Here is an 18725-nt window from a genome sequence, read left to right as displayed (position 1 = left end):
CTCCGTCACGCGGTTTCCACCACGAGGCGCTCGACGGCGGCGACGGCCTCGCCGATGGCCTCGGGGTTCTGGCCGCCGCCCTGGGCGACGTCGGGCTTGCCGCCACCGCCGCCACCGAGGGTCTTGGCGGCCGTACGGACCAGCTCGCCGGCCTTGAGACCGCGCTCGCGGGCGGCCTCGTTGGTGGCGATGACCGTCAGCGGGCGGCCGCCCGCCGTGGTGAACAGGGCCACGACGGCCGGGCGGTCGCCCGGGATGCGGCCGCGGACGTCGAGGACCAGCTTGCGCAGGTCGTCGGCGGAGGTGCCGTCCGGGACCTGGCCGGTGACGAGCGCGACGCCGCGGATGTCCTTGGCGCCCTCGACGAGACCGGCGGCGGCCTGGAGCACCTTCTCCGCGCGGAACTTCTCGATCTCCTTCTCGGCGTCCTTCAGCTTGCCGAGCATGGAGGAGATCTTCTCCGGGAGCTCCTCGGGGCGGCCCTTCACCAGCTCCTGGAGCTGGGCCACGACCGTGTGCTCACGGGCGAGGAAGTTGTACGCGTCGACGCCGACGAGGGCCTCGACCCGGCGCACGCCACTGCCGATCGACGACTCGCCGAGCAGCTTCACCAGGCCCAGCTGGGCGGTGTTGTGGACGTGCGTACCGCCGCACAGCTCCTTGGAGAAGTCGCCGATGGTGACGACGCGGACCTTCTCGCCGTACTTCTCGCCGAACTCGGCGATGGCGCCCTGGCGCTTGGCCTCGTCGATCGGCATGACCTCGGCGTGCACGTCGAGCTCGCGGGCCAGGACCTCGTTGATCTTCTGCTCGACGTCCATGAGGACCGTGCCGGGCACCGCGTTGGGCGAGCCGAAGTCGAAGCGGAAGCGGCCGGGCGAGTTCTCCGAACCGGCCTGGGCGGCGGTCGGACCGAGCGCGTCGCGCAGCGCCTGGTGCGTGAGGTGGGTGGCGCTGTGGGCGCGGGCGATGGACCGGCGGCGGCGCACGTCGATGGCAGCGTAGGCGGTGGAGCCGACCGTCACCTCGCCGACCTGGACCGAGCCCTTGTGCACGGAGACGCCGGGGACCGGCTGCTGGACGTCGCGGACGTCGATGACGGCGCCGCTGTGCAGCTTGATCCGGCCCTGGTCGGCGAGCTGGCCGCCGCCCTCGGCGTAGAACGGGGTCCGGTCGAGGACGACCTCGACCTCGTCGCCCTCGGAGGCGGCGGGCGAGGGAACGCCGTTGACCAGCAGGCCGACGACCGTGGTCTCGCCCTCGGTGTTGGTGTAGCCGGTGAACTCGGTGGCGCCGTTGCCGTCCGCGATCTCGCGGTAGGCGGCGACATCGGCGTGGCCGGTCTTCTTGGCCCTGGCGTCGGCCTTGGCCTTGTCCCGCTGCTCCTGCATCAGGCGGCGGAAGCCGGCCTCGTCCACGGAGAGGCCCTGCTCGGCGGCGATCTCCAGGGTGAGGTCGATCGGGAAGCCCCAGGTGTCGTGGAGCAGGAACGCCTTGTCGCCCGGGAGGACCGTGGAGCCGGCGGCCTTGGTCTCGGTGACGGCGCCGTCGAGCACGTTGCTGCCGGCGTTGAGCGTCTTGAGGAAGCGGGCCTCCTCGGCCAGGGCGACCGTCTCGATCCGCTTGCGGTCGGTGACGAGCTCCGGGTACTGCTCGCCCATCGTGTCGATCACGGTGTCCACGAGCTGCCCGACGACGACGTCGGTGGCGCCGAGCAGGCGCATGTTGCGGATGGCGCGGCGCATGATGCGGCGCAGCACATAGCCGCGGCCCTCGTTGCCGGGGGTGACCCCGTCGCCGATGAGCATCACGGACGTACGCATGTGGTCGGCCACCACACGCAGCGAGACGTCGGTGTCGTGGGCCTTGCCGTACTCGACGCCGGTGAGCTCGGTGGCCTTGTCGATGACGACCTTGAGGGTGTCGGTCTCGTACATGTTCTGTACGCCCTGGAGGATCATCGCCAGGCGCTCGAGGCCGAGACCGGTGTCGATGTTCTTCGACGGGAGGTCGCCGAGGATCTCGAAGTCCTCCTTCGAGATGCCCTCGCCGCGCTCGTACTGCATGAAGACCAGGTTCCAGATCTCCACGTACCGCTCGTCGTTGACGGCCGGGCCGCCCTCGACGCCGAACTCGGGGCCGCGGTCGTAGTTGATCTCGGAGCACGGGCCGCAGGGGCCGGGGACGCCCATGGACCAGTAGTTGTCCTTCTTGCCGAGGCGCTGGATGCGCTCCGCCGGGACGCCGACGACGTCGCGCCAGATCTGCTCGGCCTCGTCGTCCTCCTCGTAGACGGTGATCCAGAGCTTCTCCGGCTCGAGCCCGTAGCCGCCGTGCTCCACCGAGGTGGTCAGCAGCTCCCAGGCGAGCTTGATGGCGCCTTCCTTGAAGTAGTCGCCGAAGGAGAAGTTGCCGCACATCTGGAAGAACGTGCCGTGGCGGGTGGTCTTGCCGACCTCTTCGATGTCCGGCGTGCGCACGCACTTCTGGACACTGGAGGCGCGCGCGAACGGCGGCTTCACCTCGCCGAGGAAGTACGGCTTGAAGGGAACCATGCCCGCGGGGACCAGAAGCAGAGTCGGGTCGTCCGCGATGAGCGACGCCGAAGGCACGACGGTGTGCCCGCGCTCCTCGAAGAAGCTCAGCCAGCGGCGGCGGATTTCAGCCGACTCCATCAGTGGTCCTCATTCCGGTTGTACGAACGCGTAGGCATTTCGGTGGGCGAATACGTGGTGGTGGTCTTCGGGGTGGCGTCGAGCACGGCCCTGCGGCGCGGGCCGGGCAGCTCGCGGTCCGCGGGCGCGTCCACCGGAGCTTCCAGGCCGAGCGCCTCGCCCAGCTCGGCCTCGCGCTGGACCATGCCCGCCCTGACGTCAAGGGCGAAGTCCTTGAGCCGGTGGCCGGTCTCGATCGCCTTGTTCGCCGCCTGTGCGGCGAGGCTCTCCGGGGTCAGCTGCTTGAGCTTCCGGTTGACCTTGGTGGTGGCCCACACGCCGGCGGCGGCGCCGGCGGTGAACCAGAACGTACGGCGGAACATCGCGCCTCAGCCCTTCTGCTTCCGGCGTCTCGCGGTCGGCAGGGTGCGACCGACGACGACGGTACGTCGCGAGGGCGCCGGCGGCGCCTCGTCACGGCCGCGGCCGAGGGCCTTGCGCACCCCGTAGCCGAAGGCCGCGACCTTGACGAGCGGGCCCCCGAAGGTGGAGGCGACGGTGGTGGAGAGCGCCGAGGCGTTGGAGGTGACCTCCTGGACGTCCGAGGCGATCGCGTCCACCCGGTCGAGCTGGGTCTGTGCCGACCGCACGGTGGCGGAGGCATCGCTGAGCAGCGGGACAGCCTGCTCGGTCACGTCCTCCACCAGCTTGGTGGTCGCCTTGAGCGTCTGCGCCAGCCTCACCAGCACCACGGCGAGGAAGGAGACGAGGATCGCCCAGAACACGGCCACCAGAATCCCGGCAACCTCTCCACCGGTCACTCCGCACCGCTCTCTGCTGTCGTTGGGCCCTTGCCAAAAGTCGTCCTCCGACCCTATCGCGCCCGGGGTCTTTCCCCGTACCGGATAAGGGCCGTATCGCCGCGCGCGGGGAAGGGGGCCGACCGGTCCGATTGTACGGAGTGCGTGCGGATGGGTACGCTCCGTGTCCCATGCGAAGGAGCAATCTCCCGGCGGAACTCGACCGGTTCGTCGGGCGGACCGCCGAGCAGGACGAACTGGCCAGGCTGCTGCGGGAGTTCCGGCTGGTCACGGTCGTCGGGGTGGGCGGGGTCGGCAAGACCCGGCTGGGCCTGCGCGTCGCATCGGCCGCGCAGAAACGCTACGTCGACGGCGTGTGGTTCGCCGAGCTCTCGGGGCTGCGCGACCCGGACCTGGTGGCCCTCGCCGTGGCCGAGGCCCTGGGCCTGACCGACCACACTCTGCGTACGCCGCGCGAGACCCTGGCCGAGCACCTGGCGGAGCGCCGGCTGCTGCTGGTCCTCGACGGCTTCGAGCATCTCGTGGCGGAGTGCGCCCCGCTGGTGCGGGAGTTGCTGCGGCGCTCCCCCGGCCTCACCGTGCTCGCGGTGGGCCGGCGGCCGCTGCGGGTGGACGGGGAGGCGGTGTTCCCGCTCACGCCGATGGGCGAGGCGGACGCGGTGCGCCTCTTCGTGGAGCGGGCCGAGGCCGCCGGGGCACCGGGCGCGCCGCACGACCGGGACGCCGCGGTCGTGCGCGAGCTGTGCCGGCGGCTCGACGGGATCCCGCTGGCCCTGGAGCTGGCGGCCGCCCGGATGCCGTTGCTCACGGCGGAGCAGGTGCTGCACCGGCTCGACGACCGGTTCCGGCTGCTCAGCGACGGGGCACGCGGCGCGCTGCCCCGCCATCAGACGCTCCGGACGGCGATCGGCTGGAGCCATGAGCTGTGCACCGCGCGGGAGCGGCTGTTGTGGGCGCGCCTCTCGGTCTTCGCCGGGCCGTTCGATCTGGAAGCGGTGGAGTACGTCTGCGGCGGGCCGGACCTGCCCCCGGAGGAGATCCTGGACACGCTCGGCGGCCTGCTGGCCCAGTCGCTGGTGGTGCGGGAGGACGCCTCCGCGGGCCCTCGGTACCGGCTGCTGGACACCGTCTCCGCGTACGGGGCGGAGTGGCTGGCGGCTCTGGGCGACACGGAGCGGACGCGCCGGCGGCACCGCGACTGGTACATGGGTCTGGCCACCTGGTGCGAGCTGGAGTGGTTCAGCCCCCGCCAGACCGAGGTCGCGGCCTGCGCGGACGCGGCGCTGCCCAATCTGCGGGCGGCCCTGGAGCTCTGTCTGGAGCAGCCGGACGATGCGCATCTGGCGCAGCACCTGGCGGGGACGCTCTGGTTCTACTGGGCGGGGTGCGGCCGGCTGTCGGAAGGCAGGCACTGGCTGGACCGGGCGCTGGCTCCGGTCCCGGACGACGCGGACGCCTCGGTGCACGCCGCCGCCCGGCTGAAGGCGCTGTGGGTGCTCGGCTACGTGGCGATCCTGCAGGGGGACGGCACGGCGGCGGTCGCGGCGCTGCACGAGTGCGGGGAGCGGGCCCGCTCGGTCGGCGATCCGGTGGCGGAGGCGTACGCGACGCACCGGATGGGCTGCCTGGCGCTGCTCTCGGACGACGTGTCCCGTGCGGAGGAGCTGATCGGCCGTGCGCTGGAGGCGTACCGGGAGCTCGGCGAGCTGAACAGCAACGTGCTGATGGGGCAGGTCGAGCTGGCCATGGCGCGGGTCTTCCAGGGGGACCTGGAGAGCGCGGTCGCGCTGTGCGCGGAGGTGCGGGAGATCTGCGAGGAGCGCGGCGAGCGCTGGACCAGGGCGTACGCGCTGTACGTGCTGGCGTACGCCGCGTGGGTCAGGGGCGATCACGGCGAGGCGCGGGCGCTGCTCGGCGAGTGCGTCACCATCAATCACACGTTCCACGATCTGGTGGGTCTGGTCCTGGCCGTCGAGCTGCTCGCGCTGGTGACGGCGAGCGAGGGTGATCCGGCGGAGGCCGCGGTGCTGCAGGGTGCCGCGCTGCCGGTGTGGGACTCGGTGGGCCTTCAGCTCTTCGGCTCGGGCCACTTCAACGGGGCGCGGACCCTGTGCGAGCGCCAGGCGGGCGAGGCGCTCGGCGCGGAGCGCTACCGGGAGTCCGTACGGGAGGGACGGCGGCTCTCCCTGGACGCGACGGTGGACCGGGCGCTCAGCGGGCGTCGCGGTCCCGCCACCCGCCTCGTCGGCGCGCGGGCTCCGCGGCCGTTCCGTACGAGGGGCCCGGACACGCGGAAGCCCGCCGGCTCCCCCACCGGCAAGGGTGGGGAAGCGGCGGGCTGAACACCGCGGGGGTGGTACTACTCCCGGATCAGCGGGCGTAGTACTCGACGACCAGCTGCTCGTCGCAGATGACCGGGATTTCCTTGCGGTTCGGGTCGCGGTCGAGGCGGAACGCCAGGGCCTTCAGGTTGACCTGCAGGTAGCGCGGGGTCTCACCGTCGGCGGCGAAGCCACCCTCACGGGCCACCTGGAACAGGGGCTTCTCGCGGGAGCGCTCGCGGACCATCACGACGTCGTCGGGACGGACGCGGAACGACGGCTTGTCGACCTTGCCACCGTTGACCTGGATGTGACCGTGCACGACCATCTGGCGGGCCTGGTAGATGGTGCGGGCGATGCCCGAACGCAGGACCAGGGCGTCGAGGCGGCGCTCGAGCTCGACGACCAGCGCCTCGCCCGTCTTGCCCTCGGCCTTCTTGGCACGGTCGTAGGCGCGCGCCATCTGGCGCTCGCTGATGTCGTACTGGGCGCGCAGACGCTGCTTCTCGAGCAGACGGACCTTGTAGTCCGAGTTCTGCTTGCGGCCACGGCCGTGCTCGCCCGGCGGGTAGGGGCGGGCCTCAAAGTACTTGACGGCCTTGGGGGTCAGCGCGATGCCGAGGGCACGCGACTTCTTGACCTTGGGACGGGACTGGTTCGGCATGAACCAACCTCTCTATCTGTACGAATACGGCTTCACCAGGGTTAGAGGAGGTCGCATCCGCAGCCGGGGAAACCCGAACGGTCGTCGAGGACCTGTCGGGCAGCCGCTCCCTGGTCTGGGCACATACGTGCAGCACGCGAACGGCCCATCGCCTGCCCCCGGGAATCCGGGAAGGTGATGGGTTGCCCGCGACACCTTCGAAGGTGCGCGACACTCCTGGAGATCCCGCGCGAGGCGGGGCTCCGGCTGCTTGTCCCGTTCTGGTGGCGCCGGCCGAAGCCGGACACGGGACGCAGCACTCCGCACGAGTGTACCGGGTCCGCCGGGGGCCCGTGACCGAGCCGGGGTCCGGCCGTCAGCCGTCGCCGCGCAGCCGCTCCCGCACCTTCTCCACCACGTCGGCGTACCGCGCCTCCGCGCCGTAACGGGTCGGTTCGTAGTACCGCTTGCCGTGGACCGCGTCGGGGGCGTACTGCTGGGCCGCGATGCCGCCCGGGACGTCGTGCGGGTAGACGTACCCCTGGGCGTGGCCGAGCTTGGCCGCGCCCTTGTAGTGGCCGTCGCGCAGGTGGGGCGGGACCGGGCCCGCCAGGCCGTTGCGCACGTCCGCCCGGGCCGCGGAGATCGCGGTGGTCGCCGCGTTCGACTTGGGGGCGAGGGCCAGGGCGATCGTGGCGTGGCTGAGGGTCAGCGCGGCCTCGGGGAAGCCGATCATGGCGACCGCCTGCGCGGCCGCCACGGCCGTCGGCAGGGCCGTGGGGTCGGCCAGGCCGATGTCCTCGCTGGCCGAGATCATCAGGCGGCGGGCGATGAAGCGGGGGTCCTCGCCGGCCTCGATCATCCGGGCCAGGTAGTGCAGGGCCGCGTCCACGTCCGAGCCGCGGATCGATTTGATGAGCGCGCTGGCCACGTCGTAGTGCTGGTCGCCGTCCCGGTCGTACGTCACCGCCGCCCTGTCGACGGTCTCCTCGACCGTCGACAGGGTGATCTCCGGCTCGCCCTTGGCGATGGCCGCGCCCGCCGCCGCCTCCAGGGCGGTCAGCGCGCGCCGCGCGTCGCCGCCGGCGATCCGCAGCAGGTGCGCCTCGGCGTCCTCGGGCAGGGTGACCGCCCCGCCGAGGCCCCGGTCCTCGGTCAGGGCCCGCTTCAGCAGGGCGCGCAGGTCGTCGTCCGTGAGCGATTCGAGGGTGAGGAGCAGGGAGCGGGAGAGGAGCGGGGAGATGATCGAGAAGTACGGGTTCTCCGTCGTCGCGGCGATCAGCGTCACCCAACGGTTCTCGACGGCGGGGAGGAGCGAGTCCTGCTGGGCCTTGGAGAAGCGGTGGATCTCGTCGAGGAAGAGGACGGTCTCCTTGCCGAAGCCGCCGGTGGCCCGGCGGGCGCCCTCGATGACGGCGCGGACCTCCTTGACGCCCGCCGTGATCGCGGAGAGCTCCACGAAGCGCTTGTTGGTCGCCTTGGAGACGACGTACGCGAGGGTGGTCTTGCCGATGCCCGGCGGTCCCCACAGGATCACGGACGAGGCCCCCGCGGGGCCCCCGGACCCCTCGCCCACGAGCCGGCGCAGCGGCGAGCCCGGCTTCAGCAGATGCTGCTGGCCGAGGACTTCGTCGAGGGTGCGCGGGCGCATCCGTACGGCCAGGGGGCTGCTGGACGGATCCTTCTCCTGGCGTTCTTCGGCGGCTGCGGTAAAGAGGTCGGGCTCCACAGTCATGAAGCCTAAGTCAGAGCACTGACAGCGGGGCCCGCGCCCGTCAGCCGGTCCAGAAGTCCCACCAGCGCGTGAGGATCAGCATGCCGATGATCGCGATGTGCAGGACGGGCAGCACCCAGGTGAACTCGTCGAAGAAGGTGCGCAGGCCGCGGGGGGCGGGGAGGGCGCCGTTGCGGACGTTGTGCGAGGTCACGTACCAGAACATGACGATCGTGGCGACCCAGGCCAGGCAGCACCACAGGCAGAGCGCGTTGATCTCGTACAGCGACTGCTGCATGAGCCAGGTGCAGAACCCGACACCGAACAGCGTGCCGGCGTTCAGGCCGAGCCAGTACCAGCGGCGGTAGCGGGCGCCCGCCAGGAGAGCGACGCCGATGGCGATCACCATCGCGTAGGTGACCAGGCCGAGCATGGGGTTGGGGAAGCCGAAGACCGAGGCCTGCTCGCTCTTCATGATGTTGCCGCAGGAGACGATCGGGTTGAGGCTGCAGCCCGGGGTGAAGTTCGGGTCCTCGAGCAGCTTGAACTTGTCGATCGTGATGACCCAGGCGGCGAGCAGCCCGGCGGCGCCGGTGATCACCAGCATCCAGGCGAAGCCACGGCCGGCGCCGGTCCCGCCGCTGCCGTGCCGGTCGGAGGGCACCTCGTCAACCGCTGCCTTCGTCATATCGCCGTTCCGTCGTTCGCTGGCTGCTGGGCACAGTCATTCTGCCGCAACCACTCCCCCCGCCACCGTTCGATGGAGATAAGGACGACCGGCCGGTGAGCGGGGTGGGCTAGCATCTGCCGCTCCCCGGCCGACAGTTCGACAGAGCAGCTTGGAGAACGATGACCGCCACTCCGGCGTCCGCCCGCCTGTGCGTGCCCGGTGCTCCCGGTGAAGCGGAGAGCACCACCTTCGACGGGGCCGCCGTCGAGATCGGCCGAGGCCGCCATGTGCTCCGTATACCGGTCGGCGCGATCCACTCCGTGGAGCTGACCGGCAACCGGCTGGTGTTCCAGCTGACCGGGCGGTCGGTGAGCGGGACCGACGCCCAGGCCGCCCAGCGGGTCTCGTACGCCTCCCCCGTCCTCGCCCGGGAACTCGCCGGCGCCGTGCGCGCGGCGGCCGCCGCCGCGGCCCCGCTGCCGAACGGGCTGGATCTGGTCGCCTCCCGGACGCGGCTCGGCAACCCGTTCCGCCTCTGGTGGTTCCGGGTGCTGTTCGTCGAGGCGGTGCTCGGGCTCTGCCTGGTCGTGTCGCTGCCGCTCGACGGCGACGACGCGACCGGCGCCGCCGCGCTGATGCTGCTGGTGTCGAGCTGGATGGGGCCGTTCGCCTGGCTGGTGGCCCGGTTCGCCTGGGGCCACCAGCTGCGGGACCCGTGGATCCTGCTGCGGCGCGGTGTCCGGGTCGAGGGCCGGGTCGTCCACCACCGGCGCAGGGCCGGTGACAACGCCCTGTACTACCCGCTCCTGCGCTTCACCACCCGGGAGGGCACGGAGCACGAGGTCCTCTCGTGCGTCGGCCGTCAGCTCGACGGCCCGCCCGGGCGGATCGTGCTGCGCTACGACCCTCGGGACCCGGGTCGCCGGGCGGGCCGGACGATGACCTTCGCGCACGTCTTCTGGTCCCTGGTGCTGACCGGCCTGACCCTTTTCGTGATCGCGGCCGCGGCTCTGCCGCCGGTCCTTCTGCTGATCGTCCGCTTCGGCGGGTGAACCGGGCGGACGGGAGGGGCGAGCCCGGACGACGAGGGGCCCGGACCGTTTTCCGCGGTCCGGGCCCCTCAGGTCGTCGCACGTGCGTCAGACGAGGCGCGTCCGGATCTCCCCGACCAGCTCGTCCAGGGCGACCGGGCGCTGCTCGCCGGACTCCATGTCCTTGAGCTGGGCGACGCCCTCGGCGAGGTCGCGCTCGCCGGCGACGACGGCGAAGCGGGCACCGGAGCGGTTGGCGTCCTTCATCGCGCCCTTCAGACCCTTGCCGCCGAAGGAGAAGTCCGCCGCGATCCCGGCCTTGCGCAGCTCGGTCACCTTGCCGAAGAGCACCCGGCGCGCCTCGTCGCCGATCGCCACCGCGAAGACGCTGGTGGCGGCCGGGATGTCGAGCGCGATGCCCTCGGCCTCCAGGGCGAGGACCGTACGGTCCACCCCCAGGGCCCAGCCCACGGACGGCAGCGCGGGGCCGCCGATCATCTCCGAGAGACCGTCGTAGCGGCCGCCGCCGCCGACCGCCGACTGGGAGCCGAGGCCGCCGTGGACGAACTCGAAGGTGGTCCGGGTGTAGTAGTCCAGGCCGCGCACGAGCTTGGCGTCGTCCTCGAAGACCACGCCCGCGGCCGTGACCAGGGCGCGCACCTCCTCGTGGTACGCCTTGCACGCGTCGCACAGGTAGTCGCGCAGCAGCGGCGCGCCCACCAGCTGCTTCTGCACGGACTCGCGCTTGTCGTCGAGGACGCGCAGTGGGTTGATCTCGGCGCGGCGCCTGGTGTCCTCGTCCAGGTCGAGGTCGCGCAGGAAGCTCTGCAGGGCCTCGCGGTAGACGGGACGGCACTCCTTGTCGCCGAGCGAGTTCAGCAGGATGCGGAAGTTGCGCAGGCCCAGCGAGCGGTACGCCTGGTCGGCAAGGATGATCAGCTCGGCGTCGAGCGCCGGGTCCTCGGCGCCGATGGCCTCGGCGCCCACCTGGGAGAAGTGGCGGTAGCGGCCCGCCTGGGCCCGCTCGTAGCGGTAGTACGAGCCGGAGTACCAGAGCTTGACCGGCAGGTTGCCCTGCTTGTGCAGGTTGGCCTCCAGCGCCGCCCGCAGGACGGAGGCCGTGCCCTCGGGGCGGAGGGCGAGCTTGTCGTTGCCCTTCGTGGTGAGGGTGTACATCTCCTTGGTCACGATGTCGGTGGACTCGCCGACACCGCGCGAGAACAGCTCGACGTTCTCGAATCCGGGCGTCTCGATGTAGCCGTATCCGGAGTTCTTCAGCGGGGTGGAGATCGCCTCGCGGACCGCCAGGAACGTGGCGGAGCGGGGCGGAATCAGGTCGTACGTGCCCTTGGGGGCCTGGAAGCTGCTCACGTAGATGTCGTCACATTCCTCGTCGGGGAGCCTTCGCGCTGCCGCGATCCGGGCGGACTGCCGCCACGTCCCGCAGGTACGGATTGGTGGCGCGCTCCTGGCCGATGGTCGTCTGGGGACCGTGTCCCGACAGCACCACGGTCGAGTTGTCGAGGGGCAGGCACACACGGGCCAGCGATTCGAGCATCTCGTCCATGTCACCGCCGGGCAGGTCGGTGCGTCCGATGGAGCCGGCGAAGAGCAGATCTCCGGAGAACAGCACGGAGGGGATCTCCGTGGTCTGCGGCATCTGGAAGGTCACCGACCCCTTGGTATGACCGGGCGCGTGGGCGACGGAGAACTGCAGTCCGGCGAGGTCCAGCGTCGCGCCGTCCGTGAGCTCGTGCACGTCGTCCGGCTCGCCCACGGTCAGCTCGCCCATGAGCGGCATCCCGATGGAGCGCCCGAGCGCCTTCTCCGGGTCGCTCATCATGTACCGGTCCGAGGGGTGGATCCACGCGGGTACGTCATGGGCGCCGCAGACCGGGACGACGGAGGCGACGTGGTCGATGTGGCCATGGGTGAGGACCACCGCGACGGGCTTGAGCCGATGCTTCAGAAGCGTCTCCTCGACTCCCTGGGCGGCCTGGTGGCCCGGGTCGATGATCACGCACTCCTCGCCCGCGGCGGGGGCGACCAGATAGCAGTTGGTCCCCCAGGCCCCGGCGGGGAACCCGGCAATCAGCACGATCGTCCTTAAATGTCGTCCGGCACGGAGGTGCGACGGAGCGGAAGTGGCAGATCAGAGCCTACCGGCGCTGCGTATTCCACAGCCAACCCGTATACGGTACGGGCACATCCGGCCCGGACAGGAACAGACGACCGACTAAGGAGCAGACCCGGTGGTCAGCAGCGATCAGCGGCGGCGGCAGCTCGCCAGGGAGAAGTACGCGCGGCAGCAGCAGCGACGGCAGGAGGCGCGGCAGAAGGCCAGGCGCCGGAACACCGTCATCGCCGCCTCGCTGGCCGTCGTGCTGGCCGCGGGCGGCGCGGTGTACGCCTCGGTCGCGCTGAGCGACGGCGGCGCGAAGAGCTCGGACGACGCCGGGGCGAGCAGCACCCCGTCGCCCTCGACGAGCGAATCGACGACGCCCGAGCCGGCGATGGCCGTCGACGGGAAGGCCACGTACACGATGGCGCTGAAGACGAACGCGGGCGACATCTCGATCGCGATGGACGCGGCCAAGACCCCGCGCACCGTGAACTCGTTCAAGCACCTGGCCGACAAGAAGTACTTCGACGGGACGAAGTGCCACCGGCTGACGACGGAGGGGATCTTCGTCCTGCAGTGCGGTGACCCGAAGGGCGACGGCACGGGCGGCCCCGGCTACACGATCCCGGACGAGAACCTGGACGCGCTGGGCAAGGCCGGCGCGGACGGTTCGGTGACCTTCCCCGCCGGGACGGTCGCGATGGCCAACACGATGCAGCCGAACACGGGCGGCAGCCAGTTCTTCCTCGTCTACAAGGACACCAAACTGCCTCCGCAGTTCACCCCCTTCGGGAAGATCGACGCGGCCGGTCTGAAGGCCGTCCAGGAGGTCGCGAAGGCCGGTGTCGAGGGCGGTGCCAAGGACGGCGCGCCCAAGAAGGCCGTCACCATCGAGAAGGCCACGGTCACCAAGAAGTGACCCGGGGCGTGACCGTCGAACTTCGGTCGCGCTGAGTGCGGACAGCCGGGCGGCCGGTCGCCTAGATTGGCGTTGTGCAGCGCGGTCCTGTATCCGCGTTGTTGAGGGCGGGCGAGGCCCGCCGGGAAACTGTGGACGATGCCCAGGGGGCACAACCCCCTCGTCGGCATCATGTGGAGGAGGCGCTGTGAGCAGCGACCCGTGGGGCCGCGTCGACGAGACGGGCACCGTGTACGTGCGTACGGCCGAGGGCGAGAAGGTCGTCGGTTCGTGGCAGGCCGGCACTCCCGAGGAGGCACTGGCCTACTTCGAGCGCAAGTACGAGGGCTTGGTGGTCGAGATCGGCCTCCTCGAGAAGCGGGTGAAGACGACCGATCTCTCGGCCAAGGACGCCATGGCCGCGATCGACCACATCCGGCAGCAGGTCGACGAGCATCACGCCGTGGGCGACCTCGCCGCGCTGACCACGCGTCTCGACAAGCTGGTCGAGACGGTGGAGTCGCGCCGTGAGGAGCGCAAGGCCCAGAAGGCCAAGCAGACCGACGAGGCGCGCGGCGCCAAGGAGGCGCTGGTCAAGGAGGCCGAGGAGCTGGCGCAGAGCGAGCAGTGGCGGGCCGCCGGGGAGCGGCTGCGGGCGCTCGTGGACACCTGGAAGGGCCTGCCCCGGCTCGACCGGAAGTCCGACGACGAGCTGTGGCACCGCTTCTCGCACGCCCGCTCGGCGTTCTCCAAGCGCCGCAAGGCGCACTTCGCCTCGCTGGACGCGCAGCGCGAGGAGGCCCGCAAGGCCAAGGAGAAGCTGGTCGCCGAGGCCGAGTCGCTGTCCCACTCCACGGACTGGGGTGGCACGGCCGCCCGCTACCGCGAGCTGATGGCGGAGTGGAAGGCCGTGGGCCGTGCCCAGCGCGAGCACGAGGACGAGCTGTGGAACCGCTTCCGCGGCGCCCAGGACGTCTTCTTCGCGGCGCGCGGTGAGGTGTTCGCCGAGCGGGACGCGGAGCAGACCGAGAACCTCAAGCTGAAGGAGGAGCTCGCGGTCGAGGCCGAGAAGCTGGTGCCCGTGACGGATCTGAAGGCGGCGCGTGCGGCCTTCCGCTCCCTCAACGAGCGCTGGGAGGCCATCGGCCACGTGCCGCGCGACGCCCGGCCGAAGGTCGAGGGCCGGATGCACGCGGTGGAGCGGGCGCTCCAGGAGGCCGAGGAGTCGGAGTGGCGCCGGACCAACCCGGAGGCACGCGCGCGTGCGGCGGGTCTGACCGGTCAGCTGCAGGACGCGGTCGACAAGCTGCAGAAGCAGATCGACACGGCCCGTGCGGCGGGCAACGACGCCAAGGCCGACAAGCTGGCGCGTGAGCTGGAGGGCCGCCAGGCGCTCCTCGACCAGGCGCTGAAGGGCCTGGAGGAGTTCGGCGGCTGATCTTCGCCGTACGTACGGAAAGGGCCCCGGTACCTCGCAGGTACCGGGGCCCTTCTCGTCGTACGCGGTGTTACGGGCGCCGCGCCGACGTCACCCGGTAGACGTCGTAGACGCCCTCGACGCCCCGGACGGCCTTCAGGACGTGCCCGAGGTGCTTGGGGTCGCCCATCTCGAAGGTGAAGCGCGAGGTGGCCACCCGGTCGCGGGAGGTCTGCACCGCCGCCGACAGGATGTTGACGTGCTGGTCGGACAGGACCCTCGTGACGTCCGACAGCAGCCGGGAGCGGTCGAGCGCCTCGACCTGGATGGCGACCAGGAACACCGAGGACTGGGTGGGTGCCCACTCGACGTCGAGGATGCGCTCGGGCTCGCGGGAGAGCGACTCCACGTTGACGCAGTCGCTGCGGTGCACGGACACGCCGCTGCCTCGGGTGACGAAGCCGATGATCGGGTCGCCGGGTACGGGCGTGCAGCAGCGGGCCAGTTTGACCCAGACGTCCTCGACGCCCTTGACGACGACACCCGGGTCGGCGCTGGAGCGGCGCTTGGAGCGGCCGCGCGAGGGCGGGGTGGTCTCGACGAGGTCCTCGTTGGCCGCCTCCTCGCCGCCGAGGGCCTGCACCAGCTTCTGGACGATGGACTGGGCCGTGACATGGCCCTCGCCGATCGCCGCGTACAGCGAGGAGATGTCGCTGTAGCGCATCTCGTGGGCCAGCGTGACGAGCGAGTCGCCGGTGAGGATCCGCTGGATCGGCAGGTTCTGCTTGCGCATGGCCCGCGCGATGGCGTCCTTGCCCTGTTCGATCGCCTCCTCGCGGCGCTCCTTGGAGAACCAGGCGCGGATCTTGTTGCGGGCCCTCGGGGACTTGACGAAGCCCAGCCAGTCGCGGGACGGCCCGGCGCCGGCGGCCTTGGAGGTGAAGACCTCGACCAGGTCGCCGTTGTCGAGGGTCGACTCGAGCGGGACGAGCCGCCCGTTGACCCGGGCGCCTATGGTGCGGTGGCCGACCTCGGTGTGGACGGCGTAGGAGAAGTCGACGGGGGTGGCCCCGGCGGGCAGCGCTATGACGTCGCCCTTGGGGGTGAAGACGAAGACCTCGTTGCGCGACAGGTCGAAGCGGAGGGACTCCAGGAACTCGCTGGGGTCCTCGGTCTCCTTCTGCCAGTCGAGCAGCTGGCGCAGCCACGCCATGTCGTTGAGGTGGTCGTCCTTGCCGGTGCTCTTCGGCACGTCGGTGCGCACCTTGGAGGCCCCTGCGACGGCCTCCTGCTTGTACTTCCAGTGCGCGGCGATGCCGTACTCGGCCCGGCGGTGCATGTCGAACGTGCGGATCTGCAGCTCGACGGGCTTGCCGTTGGGTCCGATGACCGTCGTGTGCAGCGACTGGTACATGTTGAACTTCGGCATCGCGATGTAGTCCTTGAACCGGCCGGGGACCGGGTTCCATCGCGCGTGGACGGTGCCGAGGGCCGCGTAGCAGTCGCGGACGGTGTCCACGAGGACGCGGATGCCGACCAGGTCGTAGATCTCCGCGAAGTCCCGGCCGCGGACGATCATCTTCTGGTAGACGCTGTAGTAGTGCTTGGGCCGGCCGGTGACGGTGGCCTTGATCCGGGCGGCGCGCAGGTCGGACTGGACCTCGTCGGTCACTATGGCGAGGTATTCGTCGCGCTTGGGCGCGCGCTCCGCGACGAGCCGGACGATCTCGTCGTACATCTTGGGGTAGAGGATCGCGAAGGCGAGGTCCTCCAGCTCCCACTTGATGGTGTTCATGCCCAGGCGGTGGGCCAGGGGCGCGTAGATCTCGAGGGTCTCGCGGGCCTTCTTCTCCTGCTTCTCCCGCTTGAGGTAGCGCATGGTGCGCATGTTGTGCAGGCGGTCGGCGAGCTTGATGACCAGGACGCGCGGGTCCTTGGCCATGGCGACGACCATCTTGCGGACGGTCTCGGCCTGCGCGGCCTCGCCGAACTTGACCTTGTCGAGCTTGGTGACGCCGTCGACGAGCAGGGCGACCTGGTCGCCGAAGTCGCGGCGCAACTGGTCCAGGCCGTACTCGGTGTCCTCGACGGTGTCGTGCAGCAGACCGGCCATGAGCGTGGCCGGGTCCATGCCGAGCTCGGCGAGGATGGTGGTGACGGCGAGCGGGTGGGTGATGTACGGGTCGCCGCTCTTGCGCTTCTGACCGCGGTGCCAGCGCTCGGCGACCTGGTAGGCGCGCTCGATCTGGCGGAGCGTCGCGGTCTCGATCTTCGGGTCGTTGGAGCGGACGATCCGCAGCAGCGGTTCGAGGACCGGGTTGTACGGGGAGGAGCGCTGGACACCCAGGCGGGCGAGGCGGGCGCGGACGCGGTTGGACGAGCCGCCGCCGGAGCGGGTCACGGGGGCGGGCGCCGGCTTGGGCGTGGAGGCCGGTACGGGCGCGGGCCGGCTCTCCGCGGGCTTGTCCTTGGGCGTCGCGGGTTCCGCCGCGGCCTTCTCGGCCTGCGGGTCGGGCTGCGCGGCGGAGAGTGGCTGGGCCTCGTCTGGCAAGAGCGCTCCTTGGGGGTCCCCCCGGACGGAGTCTGGGGGATGGTCCGGGTCCCCCGGTCAGGCCCGGAAAGGCCATGGTATCGAGCCGGGAGCCGCCGTGCTCACGCGCGCAGGGGGTGAGACGGGCACCACGCGCGGAAACGGTCCCGTTCCGGGACATACCCGGAGAACGGGCGGGGCGCCCCGGGGATTCCCCGGGGCGCCCCTCACCGCATGCGGGCGCGGTGTCAGACCGTGATCAGCGCCTCGAGCGGGGCGCCGCGCAGGGCGGGCTCCAGCCGGGCCCGTCCGGCGAGGAAGCCGAGCTCCATGAGGACCGCGACGCCCGCGACCTCGGCGCCCGCCCGCCGGATGAGGTCCAGCGATGCCTCGGCGGTGCCGCCGGTGGCGAGGACGTCGTCGATGACCATGACCCGGTCGCCCGCGGCCAGGTCCTCGGCGTGCACCTCGATCTCGGCGGTGCCGTACTCCAGCTCGTACGCCTGCCTCAGCGTCGCACCGGGCAGCTTGCCGGCCTTGCGGACCGGGATGAAGCCCAGGCCCGCGCGGACGGCCACGGGTGCGGCGAGGATGAAGCCGCGCGCCTCCAGGCCGACGACCTTCGTCGCGCCGTGCGTGGCGCACAGGGCGGCGAGGGTCTCGGTCAGCGCGGTGAACGCCTCCGGATCGGCGAGCAGCGGGGTGATGTCCTTGAACAGCACGCCCGGCTTCGGATAGTCGGGGACGTCCCGGATCCGGCTGAGCAGCAGGGCCGTGCTGTCCTGGGTGCCGGCGGTCATCCGCGGTGCTCCGACGGCCTGGCGCGGCGGCCGCGCTGGCCGACGACGGCGGTCCGGTCCTCGTCCTCGTCCTCGTGGAACGCGCCGTGGTCGTCGTCGTCGCGGTCCGCACCGTCCAGGGACTCGCCCTTGGCGGCCGCGGCCGCCCGCTTGGCGAGCACCCGCTTCCTCAGCGCCTTGATCGCCGGCTCGCGCTCCTTGAGGTCGGCGACGAGCGGGGTGGCGATGAAGATCGAGGAGTACGCACCGGCGGCGAGGCCGACGAACAGCGACAGCGAGATGTCGTTCAGCATGCCGGCGCCGAGGACGCCGCCACCGATGAAGAGCAGACCGGCGACCGGCAGCAGGGCGACGACGGTGGTGTTGATCGAACGGACCAGGGTGCCGTTGATCGAGCGGTTGGCGACCTCGCTGTACGTCCAGCGGGTCTGCTTGGTGATGTCCTTCGTGCCCTCCTTGAGGGAGTCGAAGACGACCACCGTGTCGTAGAGGGAGTATCCGAGGATGGTCAGCAGACCGATCACCGTACCGACCGTGACCTCGAAGCCGACGAGCGAGTAGATGCCGACGGTGATGGTGAGGTCATGGATCAGGGCGACGAGCGCCGCGACCGCCATTCTCCATTCGAAGGCGATCGCCAGATAGATCACCACCAGGATCATGAAGATCCCGAGACCCATCCATGCCTTGTTGGCGATCTGCTCACCCCAGCTGGGGCCGACGAGCTCCGCCGCGATCTTGCTCTCGTCGACCTTCAGGTCCTTGGCGAGCTGCGTGCGGACCTTGTCGGACTGCTCGGTGTCGAGGCCGCCGATCTGGATGCGCAGGGTGTCGTTGCCGACCTTCTGCACGATCGCGTCGTGGCCGGACGCCTTCTCCGCGTAGTGGCGGGCGTCGGTGACCGAGACGGACGTCTTCGGCGTGGTGAAGAGGGCGCCGCCCTGGAACTCGATGCCCATGTTCAGCCCGCGCACCGCCAGGCCGACGATGGCCGTGATGGTGATCAGGATGGACAGGCCGTACCAGATCTTGCGGTTCTTGATGAAGTCGTAGCCGACCTCACCACGGTGGAGCCGGGCGCCGAGATCGCCGAGCTTCGACATC

Annotated in this window: 15 protein-coding genes; 4 read left to right on the top strand and 11 right to left on the bottom strand. The window is 70.9% G+C overall.

The annotated features are described in order from the left end of the window. Nucleotides 1-5 precede the first annotated feature (5 nt). The 3 genes from alaS to ACZ4VW_RS27500 are packed head-to-tail and all read right to left on the bottom strand — an operon-like array spanning nucleotide 6 to nucleotide 3475. Nucleotides 6-2675 (bottom strand): alanine--tRNA ligase, encoded by a 2670-nt coding sequence (gene alaS / locus ACZ4VW_RS27510; protein ID WP_467966928.1) that lies wholly within the window; start codon nucleotides 2673-2675, stop codon nucleotides 6-8. After that, the gene (locus ACZ4VW_RS27505; RefSeq protein ID WP_467966926.1) at nucleotides 2675-3037 is read right to left on the bottom strand and encodes a DUF6167 family protein; all 363 of its coding nucleotides are present in this window, start codon (nucleotides 3035-3037) and stop codon (nucleotides 2675-2677) included. Before ACZ4VW_RS27505 ends, alaS begins: the two co-directional genes overlap by 1 nt. A gap of 6 nt (nucleotides 3038-3043) precedes the next feature. Continuing rightward, a complete protein-coding gene (locus ACZ4VW_RS27500; RefSeq protein WP_467966924.1) occupies nucleotides 3044-3475 on the bottom strand; it encodes a DUF948 domain-containing protein in 432 nt (143 codons plus the stop codon). A 170-nt stretch (nucleotides 3476-3645) separates the two neighbouring features. Between ACZ4VW_RS27500 and ACZ4VW_RS27495 the strand changes: the two genes are divergently transcribed. Next, entirely contained in the window at nucleotides 3646-5817 is a 2172-nt protein-coding gene (locus ACZ4VW_RS27495) for an ATP-binding protein (protein ID WP_467966922.1), read from the top strand. A gap of 28 nt (nucleotides 5818-5845) precedes the next feature. On the opposite strand, the gene rpsD is transcribed toward ACZ4VW_RS27495, so the two are convergent. From rpsD to ACZ4VW_RS27480, 3 genes are all read right to left on the bottom strand, one after another. Further along, complete coding sequence (rpsD, locus tag ACZ4VW_RS27490) at nucleotides 5846-6460, bottom strand: 30S ribosomal protein S4 (RefSeq protein ID WP_158985446.1); 615 nt, start codon at nucleotides 6458-6460, stop codon at nucleotides 5846-5848. A 355-nt stretch (nucleotides 6461-6815) separates the two neighbouring features. Further along, nucleotides 6816-8168 carry a replication-associated recombination protein A gene (locus ACZ4VW_RS27485; RefSeq protein ID WP_467967082.1) on the bottom strand — a complete coding sequence of 451 codons (1353 nt, stop codon included), beginning with the start codon at nucleotides 8166-8168 and terminating at the stop codon, nucleotides 6816-6818. A gap of 46 nt (nucleotides 8169-8214) precedes the next feature. Then, nucleotides 8215-8841: a vitamin K epoxide reductase family protein gene (locus tag ACZ4VW_RS27480; RefSeq protein ID WP_467966921.1), complete on the bottom strand. Its 627-nt coding sequence runs from the start codon at nucleotides 8839-8841 to the stop codon at nucleotides 8215-8217. A 161-nt stretch (nucleotides 8842-9002) separates the two neighbouring features. Here ACZ4VW_RS27480 and ACZ4VW_RS27475 point away from each other — a divergent pair, with 161 nt between their 5' ends. Then, nucleotides 9003-9875: a DUF3592 domain-containing protein gene (locus ACZ4VW_RS27475; RefSeq protein ID WP_467966919.1), complete on the top strand. Its 873-nt coding sequence runs from the start codon at nucleotides 9003-9005 to the stop codon at nucleotides 9873-9875. A gap of 87 nt (nucleotides 9876-9962) precedes the next feature. On the opposite strand, the gene hisS is transcribed toward ACZ4VW_RS27475, so the two are convergent. Further along, entirely contained in the window at nucleotides 9963-11225 is a 1263-nt protein-coding gene (gene hisS, locus ACZ4VW_RS27470) for a histidine--tRNA ligase (RefSeq protein WP_467966917.1), read from the bottom strand. 10 nt (nucleotides 11226-11235) lie between these two features. Next, a complete protein-coding gene (locus ACZ4VW_RS27465) occupies nucleotides 11236-11952 on the bottom strand; it encodes an MBL fold metallo-hydrolase (protein WP_467966915.1) in 717 nt (238 codons plus the stop codon). A 154-nt stretch (nucleotides 11953-12106) separates the two neighbouring features. Between ACZ4VW_RS27465 and ACZ4VW_RS27460 the strand changes: the two genes are divergently transcribed. Together ACZ4VW_RS27460 and ACZ4VW_RS27455 are read left to right on the top strand one after the other, a co-directional pair. Beyond that, nucleotides 12107-12895: a peptidylprolyl isomerase gene (locus ACZ4VW_RS27460; protein ID WP_467966913.1), complete on the top strand. Its 789-nt coding sequence runs from the start codon at nucleotides 12107-12109 to the stop codon at nucleotides 12893-12895. Between the two features lie 187 nt (nucleotides 12896-13082). Then, nucleotides 13083-14312, top strand: a complete 1230-nt coding sequence (locus tag ACZ4VW_RS27455) for a DUF349 domain-containing protein (RefSeq protein WP_467966911.1) — start codon at nucleotides 13083-13085, stop codon at nucleotides 14310-14312. Between the two features lie 70 nt (nucleotides 14313-14382). Here ACZ4VW_RS27455 and ACZ4VW_RS27450 read toward each other — a convergent pair whose 3' ends face one another. From ACZ4VW_RS27450 to secF, 3 genes are all read right to left on the bottom strand, one after another. Beyond that, a complete protein-coding gene (locus tag ACZ4VW_RS27450) occupies nucleotides 14383-16842 on the bottom strand; it encodes a RelA/SpoT family protein (protein WP_467966909.1) in 2460 nt (819 codons plus the stop codon). 227 nt (nucleotides 16843-17069) lie between these two features. Continuing rightward, nucleotides 17070-17621: an adenine phosphoribosyltransferase gene (locus tag ACZ4VW_RS27445; RefSeq protein ID WP_467966907.1), complete on the bottom strand. Its 552-nt coding sequence runs from the start codon at nucleotides 17619-17621 to the stop codon at nucleotides 17070-17072. After that, nucleotides 17618-18724 carry a protein translocase subunit SecF gene (gene secF / locus ACZ4VW_RS27440; RefSeq protein ID WP_467966906.1) on the bottom strand — a complete coding sequence of 369 codons (1107 nt, stop codon included), beginning with the start codon at nucleotides 18722-18724 and terminating at the stop codon, nucleotides 17618-17620. Before secF ends, ACZ4VW_RS27445 begins: the two co-directional genes overlap by 4 nt. Nucleotide 18725: the final 1 nt, after the last annotated feature.

The sequence above is a fragment of the Streptomyces sp. NPDC029139 genome (genome assembly GCF_055564335.1).
This window is presented reverse-complemented; position numbering and strand designations above follow the sequence as displayed.

Excerpts from the sequence above, each read along its gene's own strand:
- alaS (WP_467966928.1), bottom strand. The coding sequence starts at position 2,675 with ATGGAGTCGGCTGAAATCCGCCGCCGCTGGCTGAGCTTCTTCGAGGAG.
- ACZ4VW_RS27505 (WP_467966926.1), bottom strand. The coding sequence starts at position 3,037 with ATGTTCCGCCGTACGTTCTGGTTCACCGCCGGCGCCGCCGCCGGCGTG.
- ACZ4VW_RS27495 (WP_467966922.1), top strand. The coding sequence starts at position 3,646 with ATGCGAAGGAGCAATCTCCCGGCGGAACTCGACCGGTTCGTCGGGCGG.
- rpsD (WP_158985446.1), bottom strand. The coding sequence starts at position 6,460 with ATGCCGAACCAGTCCCGTCCCAAGGTCAAGAAGTCGCGTGCCCTCGGC.
- ACZ4VW_RS27480 (WP_467966921.1), bottom strand. The coding sequence starts at position 8,841 with ATGACGAAGGCAGCGGTTGACGAGGTGCCCTCCGACCGGCACGGCAGC.
- ACZ4VW_RS27475 (WP_467966919.1), top strand. The coding sequence starts at position 9,003 with ATGACCGCCACTCCGGCGTCCGCCCGCCTGTGCGTGCCCGGTGCTCCC.
- ACZ4VW_RS27445 (WP_467966907.1), bottom strand. The coding sequence starts at position 17,621 with ATGACCGCCGGCACCCAGGACAGCACGGCCCTGCTGCTCAGCCGGATC.
- secF (WP_467966906.1), bottom strand. The coding sequence starts at position 18,724 with ATGTCGAAGCTCGGCGATCTCGGCGCCCGGCTCCACCGTGGTGAGGTC.